General features: G+C 37.8%; 10 protein-coding genes. 2 read left to right on the plus strand and 8 right to left on the minus strand.

The window, feature by feature from the left end; genetic code table 11:
* Nucleotides 1-85: 85 nt before the first annotated feature.
* Nucleotides 86-1,261 (minus strand): MFS transporter, encoded by a 1,176-nt coding sequence (locus QWZ01_RS07070; protein WP_290322596.1) that lies wholly within the window; start codon nt 1,259-1,261, stop codon nt 86-88.
* A 162-nt stretch (nt 1,262-1,423) separates the two neighbouring features.
* On the opposite strand from QWZ01_RS07070, the gene QWZ01_RS07075 reads away from it, so the two are divergent.
* Complete coding sequence (locus QWZ01_RS07075; RefSeq protein ID WP_290322597.1) at nt 1,424-2,584, plus strand: putative sensor domain DACNV-containing protein; 1,161 nt, start codon at nt 1,424-1,426, stop codon at nt 2,582-2,584.
* Here QWZ01_RS07075 and QWZ01_RS07080 read toward each other — a convergent pair whose 3' ends face one another.
* The 7 genes from QWZ01_RS07080 to QWZ01_RS07110 form a co-directional block, all read right to left on the minus strand.
* Entirely contained in the window at nt 2,585-5,173 is a 2,589-nt protein-coding gene (locus tag QWZ01_RS07080) for a BamA/TamA family outer membrane protein (RefSeq protein WP_290322598.1), read from the minus strand.
* Between the two features lie 58 nt (nt 5,174-5,231).
* Nucleotides 5,232-7,517, minus strand: coding sequence for a GAF domain-containing protein (locus QWZ01_RS07085; RefSeq protein WP_290322599.1), 2,286 nt, complete (start codon nt 7,515-7,517; stop codon nt 5,232-5,234).
* 343 nt (nt 7,518-7,860) lie between these two features.
* The gene (locus QWZ01_RS07090) at nt 7,861-8,487 is read right to left on the minus strand and encodes a phosphatase PAP2 family protein (RefSeq protein ID WP_290322600.1); all 627 of its coding nucleotides are present in this window, start codon (nt 8,485-8,487) and stop codon (nt 7,861-7,863) included.
* Between the two features lie 4 nt (nt 8,488-8,491).
* Nucleotides 8,492-9,355, minus strand: a complete 864-nt coding sequence (locus QWZ01_RS07095) for an SdiA-regulated domain-containing protein (RefSeq protein ID WP_290322601.1) — start codon at nt 9,353-9,355, stop codon at nt 8,492-8,494.
* 13 nt (nt 9,356-9,368) lie between these two features.
* On the minus strand, nt 9,369-11,414 hold the full coding sequence (ppk1, locus tag QWZ01_RS07100; protein ID WP_290322602.1) for a polyphosphate kinase 1: 2,046 nt from the start codon (nt 11,412-11,414) through the stop codon (nt 9,369-9,371).
* Nucleotides 11,415-11,453: 39 nt separating this feature from the next.
* A complete protein-coding gene (locus tag QWZ01_RS07105) occupies nt 11,454-12,683 on the minus strand; it encodes a Pycsar system effector family protein (protein ID WP_290322603.1) in 1,230 nt (409 codons plus the stop codon).
* Between the two features lie 170 nt (nt 12,684-12,853).
* Nucleotides 12,854-15,877, minus strand: coding sequence for a DUF2723 domain-containing protein (locus QWZ01_RS07110; protein WP_290322604.1), 3,024 nt, complete (start codon nt 15,875-15,877; stop codon nt 12,854-12,856).
* Nucleotides 15,878-16,095: 218 nt separating this feature from the next.
* Between QWZ01_RS07110 and QWZ01_RS07115 the strand changes: the two genes are divergently transcribed.
* A complete protein-coding gene (locus QWZ01_RS07115) occupies nt 16,096-17,721 on the plus strand; it encodes a gliding motility protein RemB (RefSeq protein ID WP_290322605.1) in 1,626 nt (541 codons plus the stop codon).
* The last annotated feature ends 7 nt before the right edge of the window (nt 17,722-17,728 follow it).

The raw sequence follows: 17,728 nt of genomic DNA on the forward strand, positions 1-17,728 counted from the left end.
TTTTGTTGCTTGCCAGAAACACAGGTTATCAATTTTACAAATTCATGATTGGTTATTGTTCACTTAGAAAGCGACCAATAAATAATTATGCATTTTGCAAAGATGCCTTGGTTTCCGAATCTTTTATCTTTGAAACCATGGTAATAATTAGAGCGCCAAATGCAGCTACAATACCAAAAGCCCAACGCAAACCTGCTGCTTGCGCAATAAACCCTACCGCTGGCGGAATTATTAAAAAACCGAGATACCCCACAGTAGATATGGCCGCTAACGCCTGACCTGTATTCATGTTTTGTGATTTACCCGCCATACTGAAAACCAATGGCACAACGCATGATACTCCCATACCCACCAAAGCATACCCCAAATAAACCACATAGTTATTAGGTAACAATACAGAAAACAATAGCCCGACCAGGATCAGTATGCCACTAAAGTTTAGTACTTTTTTTATTCCGGCCGAAGCAACAAGCCTGTCGCCGGTGAAGCGCCCTATGGTCATGGCCACCATGTAAATTACAAATGCTGCCGTAGCTGCCGGTTTTGAGGCATGTAATACTTTTTGAAAATAGATACCACTCCAATCATACATGGTGTTTTCACAAGCCATTGATGCAAAGCAGATAAGTGAAAATTTAACAAGATGTTTATCCGGCAATGAAAAGACCGATTTTCCTGATTTTGCGACCGGCTTTTCATAGTAAGCGTGCGGATAAAAGATCAAAGTCATGATGATCATACAAACGCCAACAAATAATAAGTGATATGATGGGGCCACATTAAACGATACCATCAGATTACCTACGGCTGCCCCTGCAAAACCAGCTAAACTCCAGATACCGTGAAAAGTAACCATAATTGATTTATCATAAAACGACTGAATACTCACCGCCTGCGCATTAACGGATAAATTAAATATGTTACGTGCCGAACCAAAAAAGAATAGCAATACCACCAATTGCCAAACATAAGCAGTAAAACCGGGCACGCATAGTAAAACATTAAAGGCAATTGCGCCAACCAGCATAATACTCCTGCTGCTGAAATGTTTTAACATTTTAGATGTGATAGGTATTGTCAATATCAAACCAATGGGTAAAGCAAACAATACTGCTCCTAATTGACCTTCATTTAAATGTAGTTGTTGCTGTATAGATGGAATGCGCGAAGCCCAAGATGAATAACCGAATCCTGAAATAAAAAAGAATACCCCGCAGGCAATTCGTAATCTTAATTTACCCGGGGCTGTAAGCATATCCATAATAATATTTAAAAAGTGCAAAAGTATGGATAATTCAATTGTATGCTTGTCCTGTAGTCTAATCTAAGCCTAATTATCCGTCAATTGCAATTTTGAGCTATTTGCTTGTGCTAACAGGTAATTAGCATTATTTTTGGTTACATATCAATATCTGATTATAAAATGAAAACCAGCAGCACTATTTCTGAACCTACTTATAAAGCTGCCCGGGTTGTGGCACCGTCAATTGAAAGGCATTTTAAACACTTCCATTCAAAGGTAGTTGTAGCCTCCAAAGACGATCTTGCTGCCCCTACTCCTGATATTGCAACCATTGAAAATATAATTGATATTGCTTTTTGGGCCAGCCTTCGCCGTGAGGAAGGATATTCGCCCAAATTTACTTTGGCTTTTTTACCCCCTGAAAGTGCCGGACAGCCTCTGTTATTTGGACATAAGATAGCGTTAGCACCTAACATACTTACAAAATTTGCATCGGCTGTTCAACAGCCGGGTATTCACCTTGGTGTTTGGGTTGAAGATGGGGAACTTTATGTTTGGGGAACCACACTGGCCATCCCCGCCTATTGTTTTGTTTTGGAAGTTATTGAGCCTGGATTATTGGTGATTAAACACCGCCGGGTGGATGGCTTTGGCAAGTTTGTAAATATCGCCATTTTAAAAGGTGATGATATAAAAGTAGTGGATGAGCAAGGATCAACACTATCAGATTGCCCTACTATATTGACATCCATGCTTGACTTTACGCTACCTTCATCGTGGAATGACCCGGTAAATGTACTTGTTCAGCTTGCTGCATCTATGCAGGCTCACAGGCGTGGTGGTATTTTGCTGGTTGTACCATCTGGTAACGACGATTGGATGGAGTCTATCATCACACCAATATCATACCCTGTATCTCCAGCTTTTTCTGGCCTTACAGATCTGATGATACATGAGGGTATTGAAAAATATCATACCTCGTGGCAGGAAAAATTACGCCGGGCCGTGGATACCATTGGAGGATTAACCTCTATTGATGGTGCAACAGTTATTAATGATAAACACGAATTATTGGCCTTTGGAGCAAAAATTGGCCGTTCATCAAAAAGCGTAAGGGTTGAAGAGATCATTGTTACCGAACCTGTGGTTGGCTGCTCAACTAAAATAATCCATCCAGCTCAAAACGGTGGCACGCGACATTTATCGGCCGCTCAATTTGTATTTGATCAAAAGGATGCCATTGCATTGGTAGCTTCACAGGATGGCCGTTTTACAGTTTTTGCATGGTCGCCGGTAGTAAATATGGTTCATGCACATCAGATAGATATTTTATTGCTCTAATTAAAATCTGAAACCTACTGATATATAAGGCAAAGCACCTTCTTTTGAGAACCCCACCACTCCTTCAATAAGCACTAATTGTGCGGGTATCAGGTAAATACCTCCGCCATAGCCATCGTGCCATTGGTTGGATGATTCACCGGGTACCCATACTCTTCCAATATCATTGAAACCAATAATCCCGAGAGATCCAGGCAAAAGGTATGAACTAAAATCAAGCACCTTTAGGCGCAACTCGAGATTATTGTAAGCAATAGTTTTACCCGTGAACCTGTTAGTGTGAAAGCCCCTGAAGTTTTGTGCACCACCGAGTTTCATTAACTGAAAATAAGCAGCATCACCAACAGTAGTGCCTACCCCGGTTCGATTGGCAATTATCAATACTGAATCTCTGTCGGGATTCACATAAAAGCTAAACTCCGATAGTATTTGTCCGTACGTATTGTGTGTGCCCGAGCCTCCGCCAGTATAACCGCTGATACTTGTGTTCCAATAAACGCCTTTTGTTGGCAGTGTGCCCTTATTACGCGTATCGTACTTGGCACTGGTAAGTACACCTATGTAAGTTTTAGTGCCAAAAACACTTTCATCAGGATTTATCTGATTGTAGTCATTCAAAAAGCGTTTGGTATTGTTTGTTGCCTGGCTATTATAAAACTGACCTGCTAATCCTCCGCTTATGCGCCAGTTGCCGTAGGTATGGTGTAAAGAAACATCGCCTGTAACATAATCGTAGCGGTTACGGTAGTACGATATTTTATGATCATTCTGGTTCTCAAAAACAGTATTATTGCCTATACCAAAAAAATTGCTCAGGTTATTAGGCCCTCTTGACAAAATATTGATCCCAAAGTCGTTATTACCGATCAGCTTTTTCCATTCGGCTACATATGTAAACAGCAATGATTTTCGCTCGAGAGAGTAGTTGGTCAAAAATTCCTGCCGAAAGGCATATGGCTCTTTACGGAAGCCATGTTTCTCATAGGAGAACCCGCCAATAAGTAGTATACCGATGTCATTGCTGTAATTAGCCAGCACAATTGGCTCAAATCTGTCAAATTTGTAACTGGTTTTATTGTAATCATTAACAGTAGTATCTGTTGATGTTTTAATTTTAGCCTGAGATGAAAGAGGTAATTTATTTTGCTGATCAGACCGGTCATACACATATAAGTTGCGTTTATTATGCAGTTTGCTATCTACATAAAAACTATCTATGCCGTCTCCGCCTACCATTCGTACTTTTATGGGTGAGGATTCATCACCTGTAACTGAAAACACATCTTCTCCCGCAAAACCGTATAATCTTACTTCTTTAGTAACATCAGGTTTAAAAGTTCGTTGATAAGTCACTTTATCTATGCTGCCATCTTTCTTGATCTTATTAACAGTTACCGATAAATCACCACCTGCTTCATTACTAATGGTAAACTTATCGGTTTTATCACTTGCCGGTATCTCTACCTCGCGCGATATGAAACGATAATATTCTAAAGCTTGCTTTGAGAGTATATTTCTGCGAGCTATCATTTTATTAATGATTTCTTTACCGGAGAGTTTAAAGATGGTATCAGGCATCTGCTTCACCGCCTGAATGATCAACTGATCAGTTAGTTTAGATTTTACGTAAGCTATCTGTTCTTTCCAGTCATCCTCACTTAACTGATTTAAAAAATAGCGGTCAAAATACCGGGCATTAAAATTCCAGCCATTTATATCCCTTATCTCATTACTATAGCCTTGAAATTTTGATTTCAGCCATTGGTGAGCTACTATCCATGGCAGTACGCCAGATGTTTTATAATACACCTGATCGCGATCGCGCGGTACAGGTTCATAAATGGTTTCGTGCTTGCCATCTATCTTTTCCCAACGCCATTGATCTTCATGTCTGTCCCAATCTCCCAGAAGCATATCCAACAGGCGAGCTCTCAAAACCGTTTTTTCATCAACACGATTATCATTATCATCCTGTAGTTTTCGCTGCACTTTTTCTGTATTATCAGTTTTATCGACATCTAAAGGCTCTCGTTCCTCAAATAGAAATACCTGATTGGCAAAATCTTTCCTGAAATTGCCCAAAGCAGCATCATCTGGTATATAAACTATTTGAGGGTTGGAGTGTGGAATACCTAATGCCTGAGCTAATGGAGGTACAGTTAAAGCCGAAAATGGATGGGCAGCAGAAACCTGATCCTGCAAAATATCTTTAGCTACTGTTGGCCGCAGATCGGCAGGCAAACCATTCTCGGGGTATTTTTGGATTGTTCTTAATACCCATTGCTGCCCTGTGGAATCTTGCAAACGCAATGATTTGGTTTGTTTACCTCCACCCCTTTGCAAAATTTTCAGTCCGCCCTTTTCTGTGGAAATATGAAATACTTTTAATTTTATGGGAGTAGCCCATAATTTACGATAATTTTCGCCAAGAAAAAAGCGGTGTGTTTTACTTGCATTATTATAACCGGGCTCTATAGCCAGTTTATTGCTATCCCCTAAAACCTGGGCATTTAATTTTAATGAGCTCGATAGCAGAATACTCACTAAAAGCAAAAATACTAACTTAAGCCGTTTTTTAGCAGGGGCCATTTTAAGGTTTTAGTTATACAGTGGTTGTATAACGCATATTACAAAAATAGTTTGATTTTTATAAAGCTATTTCGTAATTAACACCAACTCTTAAAGCTTTTAAACCGGTAACTCCCTGCAATTCTTCCAATTCAAGAACTTCAAGGTCATCGTTCAGTATTTTTTCTTCCTGCAAGTATTTAATGTATTCCTGGTATTCGGCGGCTTCCGTTTGATTAAAGTATACCATAGCTATTTTACCTGGTTGTGTTAAGCGCTCAACGGTGCCTGCAATCAAAACTTTATCAATACGTTTTTTTACAACTTCGTACCTGATGTTGTAAGCTCCTTCCACATCAAAACGTCGTTCATCATTCCTGAAGCTGATATCAATAGCATTCGAGTGTATAAATATAAGCTGGGTGGTTTGCAATGGCCGGGAAAGCTGGCCGGTTAAGCTATTGGTTAGCCTTGCAATCTCGGCCATTGATTTAACCTGCCACAAGCGGATATTTTTCAGATACAAAACATCAAATACCTTTTCGGGAGAGATGGACTGCCCAATGTAAATATCATACTCAACACCATCTGTCCTGAATTTTTCAAAGTAACACGGAAATGAATTTTGAACCTCTTCCTGTGCCTGTTCCAGATAATGATTTATAGAGTTATTGATCAGCTGCATGGAGTTTTCAAGGTTACGACGATTTACGTACGACAACCCGCTCTCTTCCCCTAATGAATCAAAATACCTGTCGATGGTTTCCTTATCATCGGGATAGTTTTGCCTGAAATGATTAAGAAATGGGTTAACCTCTTCCTGCAAGAAACTCTCCAGCATCAGCTCGTCATTGGTGGTGATGAAACCGTTAACCTTTTCGAGCCACTCCTCACATTTGTATATCAGTCGGTCTGTAAGCGTAAGATGGATATGCTTTTTTAATATGGTTAAAGTTTCCATAATAATGGTGAGCAGAGATTTCAAGTCTTCCTGCAAAGCCGAGTTACGCTCAATAGTAGAATTTCGTATATCAATAGCCCCAAAAAGTGGATACACATCATCAAAAACTACGGTTTCTATTTCCCGGTTTTTTTGTTTTCTGTTCCCTTTCTTTAAGTAATTCCAGGCTACCTCATTAAATTTCCACTGTACAGATGGCTGTAAAGAAGTAAACTTGTTTTTGATCACTTTTTCAATACGCGAGGCAAACTGATCTATACTGTTTTGTAACAACTGGGCTATTAATGGAATAGCTACCTGGAGCTTTGACAGCAATTTTTCATAAAACAAGATCTCTTCATAAGAGTAAACTTCCATGATACCGGCCATCTTTTTATTAAAGTATACCGGGAATATTCCGTATGATTTTATCCCTGCTTGTCTTAATATATTCAGAAATGGGTGTTTTGATACTTTTTCGTCAGTAAGAGACCTGAAGAAAACAGGTTTAGGGTTTAGCTGATAATCATCAGTTATAGCATAAAAGGTTTCCTCAGCTAAACTAAACTCCTTGGCTGATGTGATTAACACACTTTGTGAACACTCATCAGTATCAAATATCAGTTTATTGTTTATAGTTAAAAAAGGCAGTAAACCAAATTCTATGGCCGGATTTTCCGACAGTGTTTTGAGCGATTCAATTATTAAACGATATTGAGCTTTTTCATTATTGGAATGATTAACTAATTCGTTACGGATATTTTCAAGAGCGTGGGGAAGCGTTATATCAGTTAATGTTATAACAGAAAAACCTTCAAACTTAAAATTTGAAAGCGGCAACACTTCTTCCAATTTATCAATACCTTCATAATCATTCAGATACGGCTCTATTGTTTCAAAGTTTAATGCCGGCAGGTCACCCTTTAACTTGATGTTAATGAATTGCGCATTAGTTTGAATACTATAAAAACGTGAAAGGCTTGTTTCAGGATCAACGTATGAAAATAGCAACTCGTTTTTCAAAACGGTTGAAAAACCATAAAGACGCTCTAAAATTAAATTGTAAATAAACCTTTTTTGCCTCTGACTAAACAATTCGCCCTGGCTCACATTTACAGCGTGCAAACCAGAATGGTGGCTGGAATGAAAATTAAAAAACGCCTCTGTACTGAAAAATATTTTCTCAGGTACCGGTGTGCTTAATGCCCAAAAGAACTCTTTTTCATTTAAGATTGGCGGTGTAAGTATACTGTATATCAGCTCAAGCATTTCCCGGTATTTCTCTGCATTTTCGGGAAGTAAACTCAGATCGATACAAGTATCCTTTTCAAATTTGTCTAATACATACTTATAAAATTCTGTTTTAAGTGTTTTTTCAGTTTGCACCCGCTCCTTCAAATGCTCCACAAATGGATTGAAAGACAAGCATGTATCTACCTGACACAAAAAACAATCATCTTTATTTATATTTATAACTTCTGTATGCATTTCTCTTGTAAAAAATATCCTTTTTTAAATCTGAAAACTATTGAAAGATCAGGATACAATCCTTCTTCAGCGTGGTTAAATGTAGATTTCTGCCCAATAAGGTTACTATGAAAAGGTTCATTTACCTATAATTTTTCTGCAAATAATTTCACTTTTCAAAGTTATAACTATCATCTGCATTTGTAAGTAATGGATTTGTAATTAAAAAGATATCGCCCTTATTATCAAAACCATAGCACTAAAATTAGGTTTATATTATTTAAACTAACCAGGTAGTTTTCTAATCATATTTTTTCATCTTTTGATAATGTTGCTTAAACAATTGGCGGTTAAACCAGCGCCCAGCATAAGCTGTGCCAATACCAACTGCGGCACCTGCCAATACATCAGTAGGGTAATGTTTTCCTAAATACATCCGCGAGTAACCTACTGAAGATGCCCACACATAAGCCGGTACAGTAACGTACCATTTTTTATACTGCATAGATAATGTTGTTGCCGTTGCAAATGCCAAACTCGTATGGCCTGATGGGAATGACAAATTATGAGTAGGGTCATTCACAAAAATTTCATCAGGATACCTGTCTGCAGGACGGGTGCGGTTTATTCCTGTTTTTATCAGGTGCGTTACCAATACGCTTGCACCTACCGAGATAAAGGTTTCTGTTGCATTATGCTGGGCAATTTTATCATTGCTGATAACCCCATAAATTAATGTACCAAAAGATGCCGCACCAATGGCATAGTAAGCAGAATTGCTGGTATTGCGCCAATACAATGATGTTGGGTGCCTTGGGTTAATAGCTTTTAAAATTTTAACATCGAGATTTTGGGCAAAACTGCTATGAGAACAGAGCAGGATAAAAAGTATTGAAAATAGCAGGAAAATATATTTGCCTTTAACCATCCTGTTATTTGATATAATTAAACTTTAATACATTACCTGCACTAACTAAATCGCCTTCGTTTGATATATAAAGATTATGCTGATTATCAAAAGCAATGCCTTCCGGCTGTAAAAACAATGATGGTTTTAATGGGTATGTGGTTTTAACAATCCAATTTGCATCGGTAATCACCAATAGTTTATTTACCGATGAAAGAATATACCACTCATTGGTATTTGTATTTTTGGCAAGTGCCGACGGACGGAAAGGCCCTATCTTTTTGCCTGCCTGTTGTTCAATGGCTTTTACATCAATACCAAAGCCCCCCGCCTGCTTTACTGTGCCATTTGCTTGCAATTGTAATATATACCCACTTACCCGTTTTTTTTTATCATCATCACATTGTTTGCACAGTACATAAATCCGGTTGGTCTTTTCATCGGCATACATCCCCTCGTATTCCCCTGTGGGTAAAACATTTTTTATTTTATTCACTCCGGGAATATCTTTATTGCGCAATTTGTTATATAGAAAGGTAAATAAAGTTCCGTCGCTTTTTAGCATAATAACATAGTCATTACAAATGGCTATATCTTCATAATCACCAGATTTTGCAAACCTGCTTTCACTTACCTTTTTATCCCCTAACTTTAAATAATATACTTTTCCATCTTCATCTTCTTCGGCATATAATGAATCATTTTTGCCATGACGAAACGCAATTCCCGAAATTTCGGTTAAATTAATATGCATGTTATACTTTACGGGTTTACTCAGGTCGTACCCCTTAGGGCTATCAATAACCTCAGAATTATTTTTACATGATATACCTAAAAGCACCCCTACCACAACAAGCATCACAATTATTGGTGAAATGATTTTACGCATAACTTTATTAATTTTAAACCCGGTCATATATCTCCTGTTTCAAAAAATGATATATCTCCTGTTGGGATTGTATCAGCGGTTCGTGTTTCTCCAAAATAACGTTTTGCAGATTTTCATTTAAACCCACCGCCTGTACATTGTCGTTTAGCTGTAGATCAATGATTTTTAGTATTTCAGTTTTAATATGCTGATCATAGATCGGAAAACAAACTTCAATACGACGGTAAATATTACGGTTCATCCAATCTGCCGAACCCAGAAAAACTTCAGGAGTATCATTATTATTAAAAATAAATATACGTCCATGTTCCAGATAACGATCAACAATGCGATGTATGGTAATGTTTTCACTCATTCCCTTTACACCAGGAATAATACAACATATGCTGCGTACAATAAGTAATATTTTAACACCTGCCTGCGATGCTTCGTACAATTTAGATATTAACACACGCTCTTCAAGGTTGTTAAGCTTAATGGTGATACCTGCAGATAGACCTTTTTTAACATTTTCAATTTCACGATCTATCAATTCTAAAAATCGATCCTTAAGATTAAACTGGGCAACCAGCAAATGTTTAAACTCGATAGGGTAACCTGCAGATGTTTTTGCCTTCTTGGCAAGAAATACAAATAACAGTTCCATTTCCCTAACGAGAAATGGGTTGGCGGTCATTAATATATGATCTGTATAAAAAGCTGCGGTACTCTCATTAAAATTCCCAGTAGCCAGTAATCCGGCGTATTTTATCCGGCCGTCAACCAGCCTTTTAACCAACGCTACTTTAGCGTGTACCTTTAATGCTTTATCACTATATATGATCTCTACTCCGGCAGCCTTCATTTTTTTAGCCCACTTAATGTTATTAGCTTCATCAAAACGGGCCTTCAGCTCAACCATTACCTTTACCTTTTTACCACTAAGTGCCGCTCCGATCAAGGCATTCACAATACGTGAATCACTTGCTACACGATATAAAGTAACTGATATCTCCTGAACATTGGCATCAATGGCTGCCTCATTAAAAAAACGTAGTATGCTATTATACGATTGGTAAGGAGTATGAAAAATACAGTCTTTCTGAGCAATATATTCAAACAATGATGGAGCATCAATTAATTGATCGTTCGTAAGAGGTTGCCACCTGCTGTAGCGTAAACCAGGTAAGCTAACCGGTAAACCCATCAAATCCTTCAGGTTGTGGTACATACCTCCTTCAACAACACTTGAACCTTGCAAACTCAATTTTTCTGTAATGAAATGTAGTGTGTGCAACGGTATGTTGGGCTGGTGTAAAAACCGGGTTGCCATGCCCATATCACGTTTTAAAAGCTGTTTTTCTATTTGTTCAGATAAATCGCCATGATATTCATCTTTTAGATCAAGTTCGGCATCTCGTGTTATCTTAAAGCTATAACAACCAGTCACTTTTTCATTGATAAATAATCTGTGCAGGTTATGCCTTATAATATCATCAAGGAATAATATGAATTGCTGATCATCACTTGATACGCTGTAAAAACGCGGTAACTGATTTGACGGGATATTGAGGAGTATTGTTTTTTTGCTATTATCCTTCAGCGTTAAACTTACCAAAAAATATAGCCTGTTATTTTCAGGAAAAAAATTCTTCCCGGTTTCAGACAGATCAATTGGCTGTAAAAACGCCATAACCTGGCTAAAAAAATAATCGGTTATTTTGCTTTGGATCTCATTTGGAGGCTGTTCATTAAACAGTAAAGTAACTTTATTTTCCTTTAACAACGGAATAAGCTTGCTTGTAAATATTTGCCCGAATTTTTGCTGCTGTTTTTCAATAAGCGACTGGGCTTCTAATAAAACGTCTTCCTTTTCTTGTTTTCCGCCTTTAGCCAATTTATTAAGGGCTAATATAACCGGCATACGTACCCGATAAAACTCATCAAGGTTAGAAGAGTATATCGATAGAAAATTCACCCTTTCCATCACAGGTACATCCTCCCTTTCAGCTTCCATTAAAATACGTTCATTGAATAGCAGCCAGCTTAGGTCCCTGTCAAAAAATGAGTAATGATCCATAAAACAGATATTTTATTTAGAAAATGGGCTTAGATGTGTTTACAGTAATGATGAAATAATAAATGCTAACACTGAAATGATAAGCCCGAACATAAATACGTTATATGAAATTCTGAGAAGTCTATATTTTTTGCCCAAAACAACACCTTGTGAATAGTTGTCACGAATAAGGCTGCCGTATAAAAAATCCTTATCATCCATCATTTTTAACATGCCTTCGCTGTAGTCATTAAGCGACATGCGATAAAAATTACCGAAAAAGAGCAGATTCACCGTTCTCTTCTCAATATCATCATGCGTAAACTGTCCTGATGGGATAGACGGCCGAGTTGATAGAATTGAAAATATCATGGTTGTTAAACTAACAGCCAACAGCAAAAATGTGGGTATCAATAGATTGGAATGCTCATCCAGCTTGCGTAAAACCAAACTGATTATTGCTGATAAAATAATGGAGTTTACCGTGATCATGATATGAGCCTTGTTATCGGCCATATCGCTCAACCGCTGATGGTTAGAGGAACTTATACGAAACATGGTTTCAATACCTCTTTCCGGCTTATCGTTTTTATGCTTTTTGTCATGATGATCATGATCTTCCTTAGCTGGGTCAGTTTCTTCATGATAAGGTTTAGCAACTTCAATCGTATTCATTTCTTCAGTTTTTTCTTTTACTTCAGAATCTTTGTCTTTTAACCTTTCGAGGTTTTTCGTCTTTTGATCATTGAGCAATAAACGCACATAATCAGTATAGTATTGATGGCTTTCTAAAAACTCAATATTGCCCTTCCGCCACGAATCCTTATCAATTTCCTGATGCTTGCATGCCTCCATCTCTTTACGCATGAGCTTACTTTTATCACGAAAATCATCTGTACCTAAGTGAAACAGGTCGGCATCACACAAAATCTGTTCTAACAAATTAGCTGGTTCCTGAGGCATACGGGTAGCCATGATGCAGCCGTTAACCTTATCAATCACAGCAGCATCTACTTGTAGTTGCTTTAATTCATGAGTTGCCACTTCAACGCTTTTTGCTTCGTGATGCATTTTATCAGCAAAGTAGCCGGTATCGTGAAACCAGGCTGCTGCTATCACTATAAAAAAGTCTTCGTCAGATAATTGGTAATGGTTAGCTATCTGCGTGGCAGCGGCAACTACATCTTTGGTGTGCTTAAGATTATGATATATTAATTCTGAGTCATGATGGGTTTCAAAATATGCAGTAACATACAGTTTCACCTCCTCTAATAACTGTTGAAATTTCATGATGGCTTTTTAGGGTTAAAGTAGTCAAATTTATTTTAAAAATTTTGAATTATAGCTACACGGTTAGGTAAACCTATAACTATTATTTAAACGTTTAAAGAAATCCAATTTACAACAAAGCCACCTCGTTTACTGAAGTGGCTTTGTTTATTACGGAACAATATTAGTTATTATTGCCCGCCTCCCAACACTGGAGCGAATTTTTTCATGTAGTCTTTCAATTGTGCGTCTACCTGATTAGTGATAGCTGTTTGTTTGCTTTCTTTACTAAAATCAGATATTCCATTTAGTAATTGCATACTGATCTGTACATCGCGCATGTTTACATTGCTTGCACCTGAACTTAGCAAATGATAGTTATAATCCAGTTGATCAATAACATAATCATCAATGCTTTTCACCAGCTTTTTGCCCATTACCACATCATTTAATTGAAATGCCAGTTGAGCTAAAAACAGTTTACGGCCAGCCACATCGATGTATGGAGTAATATCAGGCATTTCCTGATCATATTTATGCAAAACTTTTAATGCAAGGTCGTTATGACCATCCTGCATCAGGTTTTGAGCCAGGTCAATAAAAGTAGAGGTCATTACCGGGTAAAACATTGATGTTGATTCATGATCAAGATAACGGGCATTTTTAAAATTACCGAACTTAAATTTGTTCATCACGTTATCATACATCACCATAGTGTTGGCTTTACCCAACTGATCGCGTTTGGTAGTATCCTTTTCAAACGGAATTAAACGGTAAGTAAATCCTTCTTTGTACAGATATGGTTGCAAACCGATTAAATTATCATTACCGATAGTTGTTGTAAAACAAATTGGACGCTCCCAATGGTTATGAGCCAATATATCAAGCATAGCCAGGTTATCCTTGGTAACATAGTTTGAAGTATATTTCCACTCCATAGCCTTGGTAAGCTTGCCTGCCTGATCAGGAGTGATCACTTTGTTCTTTATTACTTCTTCAGGGTTTATAGTGATCTTAAAGTTTTTAGTTGGCAGATAATTGCCATAATCACCGCTTTGGTATTGTACCTGGGTGGCTTTATCATCTGATGATATAAAATCAAATACTTCCTTCACCTCAACAGGTCCGGCTATTTTCTGATCGTTATAATATATTACATCCCTCACCCCTTCCTTATACTTGTCATAAGGCATCGTAATAGGCAGCGGAGCCGATTGATTCATTTTTCCTTGCATTTGGCGGATATACCAATCGCCGGTGAAAAGGCTCAAATTCACAATACGTACATCCGGCCTTATACCTTCAACCTCCTGATCATACCATAATGAATAGGTATCATTATCGCCATACGTAAATAAAATAGCATTTGGCGGGCATGAAATCAAATAGTTATATGCCATATCATGTGCTGTCCATTTGGTAGAGCGGTCATGATCTTTCCACTCTTTACTTGCCAGCAATACAGGGGCAAGCAATAAACAAATAACAGTTGAACCAATGGCGGCGGTGTTAGCATTAATATATTTACGGGCAAATTCGGCTATTGCTATAACGCCAATACCAATCCATATAGCAAAAGCATAAAATGAACCAACATAAGAATAATCCCGCTCCCTTGGTTGTACCGAAGGCTGATTTACATATAATACGATTGCTAAACCTGTAAAAAAGAATAGTAGCAAAACTATTAATGCATCCTTCTTTTTGCGGTTAAGATGATAAAAACCGCCAATTAAACCTATTATTAAGGGTAGAGCATATAAAGGTGTGTAGGTTGTGGCATTGGTAACGGATTTAGGTAAATGCCTGCTTCCATCAAAAATACCGGTAGTCCAGTTACCATCTATATTTTCTGTACTTGTTTGCCCGTCAGCATCACTGTAACGACCTACAAAATTCCAGAAAAAATAACGCCAGTACATCTGGTACATTTGCCAGCTAAACATCCATTTCATGTTGTCTACAAAGGTTGGGGCTTGCCCGTCAGGTATGCGTAACCAGTCTTTGTAAAACTGCACATCCTGCCCTTCTGTACTGTACATACGTGGCAAAAATGTAGTGTGGCTATATTCGGTTTCAATTTTACGGCCTGCATTTTCATACTTAGTTTTTCCCTTACGGTAAATGATACTGCCTTCTTTTTGATCAGTTACAGTAGCATCATAATATGGCCCGCTCAATAAAGGTGTTTCACCATATTGAATACGGTTTAGATATCCGTAAAGCGTAAAAGCATTATCAGGGTGCGAGTTGTTAAGATTGGTATTTGCAGTAGCCCTGATTGGGATATAAGCAAAAGATCCGTAACCAAAATAGATAAATGCTACACATAGTAAAGCAAGGTTAAGTATAGGCTTCTTAGCGCGGATACTGTACAATATGCCAAATACCAATGCGGCAATGATCACTAATAAAAAGAAGAAAGCCCCAACACCGAAGCCCATTCCAAGTGAGTTTACGAAGAAAAGGTCAAAATAGGCAGCAAACTTAATAGTGTATCCCCTGATGCCGTATTGCACTAAGCCGAGTATTACAATACCTGCCAAAAATGCCAGGACACCATTTTTAACAGTAATATTTTTGCTCCTTCGGAAAAAGTAAACCATGGCAATTGCCGGGATGGTTAATAGGTTCAGCAGGTGGATACCGATTGATAAACCTATAACGTACGCTATAAAAACCAGCCATTTATCGGCACCCTGCTCATCGGCATGAGCATCCCATTTTAATATGGCCCAAAATACAATTGCGGTACATAATGAAGATAAAGCGAATACGATAGTTTCTACGGCTGAAAACCAAAAGGTATCGGTATAAGTAAATGCAAGCGCGCCAACAAGGCCTGCCCCCATAATCAATATCAGGTTTGATTGCTCTACAACATCATCGCGTTTATTAAGCAGCATTTTTTTTGCCAGCGCTGTTATTGTCCAGAAAAGGAACATGATAGTAGCTCCACTGGCAACAGCTGAGCCTAAATTAGTAAAATATGGCACTTTGGTATTATCGCCAAATGATAACAACGAAAACAATTTGCCCAGCATAGCAAATACCGGATAGCCGGGCTGATGGGCCACCTGCAAACGGTAAGCACATGAAATAAATTCACCGCAATCCCAAAAACTTACGGATGGCTCTAAAGTTAAAATGTAGGTAACAGAAGCTATAACAAAGCAAAGCCAGCCTAAAAGGTTATTGATTTTTTTGTATTGCATTTAATATAAGTATGGATTTAACGCGCGGGCAAATATCAGGATTTTTATAGCTTATTAAAAAAAAACAGTTTTATATAAACGAATTTAACATTAATTAACTTTTGCAATGATTTAATATCTTCGCACTTTAATATGAATGCTAAAGCATTTAAACCATTATTAAAACCTGTTAATAACGAAATTTTCATCTTAACATAAATAATACTTACTTTGCTCAAATGCAAAAAATTTACCTTTTTCGTTTCAGAAAGGCATTCTCTTTAGCTGTAATCATCATGCTTTCAGCTCAATTAAGTAAAGCACAATCTGTTTACCTACCTAACTCATATCAGTTATATCAAAAATTTAATGCTGATATATATAGTACCAGTAGCTCGTTTCATACTTCGCTGCGTCCATTTCTTATCGACACGCTGATCAAACACACCTATGATTCTGTCATGAACATTGGTGTAAGCGATGAACGTAAAAGCTGGTTAAGCCGAAAATTATTTAATGAGCATTTGTTTGATGTGCAAACTAAAGATTACACCTTTTATGGTGATATCATAGCCGACGTACAGGCAGGAAGGGACTTTAGTACAAAGCGATCAACTTATTTGAATGCACGTGGCTTTCAGTTTGGCGGAACGGTTGGTACTAAGTTTTCATTCTACACCAGTGGTTTTGAAGATCAGGCCAAATTTCCTGATTATTATAATAATGTAGTAAACACAAATGGTTTTATACCCGGACAGGCTTACGCTCGTCATTATAATGGTTTAGCTCAAAATACCCAGGATTGGTCGTACGTTACTGCAATAGTTTCTTACACCCCCATCAAGCAACTTAACATTACCTTAGGTCAGGACAAAATGTTTGTAGGCGACGGTTATCGGTCATTGCTCTTGTCTGATTACGCAGCTAACATGCCACTATTGCGATTAACAGCTAATTTTGGCAAACTACAATACATGATGAGCTGGGCCTATTTGGAAGACAAACAGGTACCTAAATTTGACACCTTTGGTAGTTACCGTCGTAAATGGGCCATGTTCCATTATTTAGATTGGAATGTAAATAACCGACTATCGTTCGGTTTCTTCAATGCATTCATAGCTCCAGAGGCAGATGCGCAAGGAAACAGGCGCGGTTTTGATATAAACTTTATTAATCCTATCGTATTCTCCAGTTCTTTAGGTCCATCAGCCTCACCAAAGGATAACGTGTTTGTAGGTTTTACCGGTAAATACAAAATATTTGATAAAACAGCTATTTACGCGCAGTTAATGCTCGATAGGTTCAAAGCGAGCAATTTCTTTTCTGGTAATAATCTGGACAATACAAATGGTGTTCAAGTAGGTATTCGTGGAGCTGATATATTTAAGGTTAAACGGCTCAACTATCTCATAGAGTATAATGCTGTTAAGCCATATACTTATGCAAGTACTGAACCGCTTAATGCGTACACTTTTTTTGGCGATCCGCTCGCGCATCCGTTTGGTGCAAACTTCAGAGAGTACTTGGCTATCCTCAACTATTCGCTTGGCAGGTTTGATTTTCAGGGTCAGTTTGACTATGGTAAATATGGCCTTGATGCTGTTGGATCCGATAACAATGGAAAGGCTATTTACAAAACTTATCCGCCTATGCCGGGTACATCTCCATACATAGGACAAGGTTTAGCTACTCAACTTTATTATACGGAAGGGACTATTTCTTACCTGATCAATCCAAAATATAATTTACGATTAGAATTAAGTGGCTTATACAGACAAGAAAAAAATGCCAATGGTGATTATAAAACCGCACTAATCACCTTCGGGTTAAGAAGTTCATTCCGAAACTTCTATCATGATTTTTAATTGGCAT

Origin of the sequence: Mucilaginibacter aquaedulcis, assembly GCF_030409325.1 — a bacterium.
Classification (GTDB): Bacteria; Bacteroidota; Bacteroidia; order Sphingobacteriales; family Sphingobacteriaceae; genus Mucilaginibacter; species Mucilaginibacter aquaedulcis.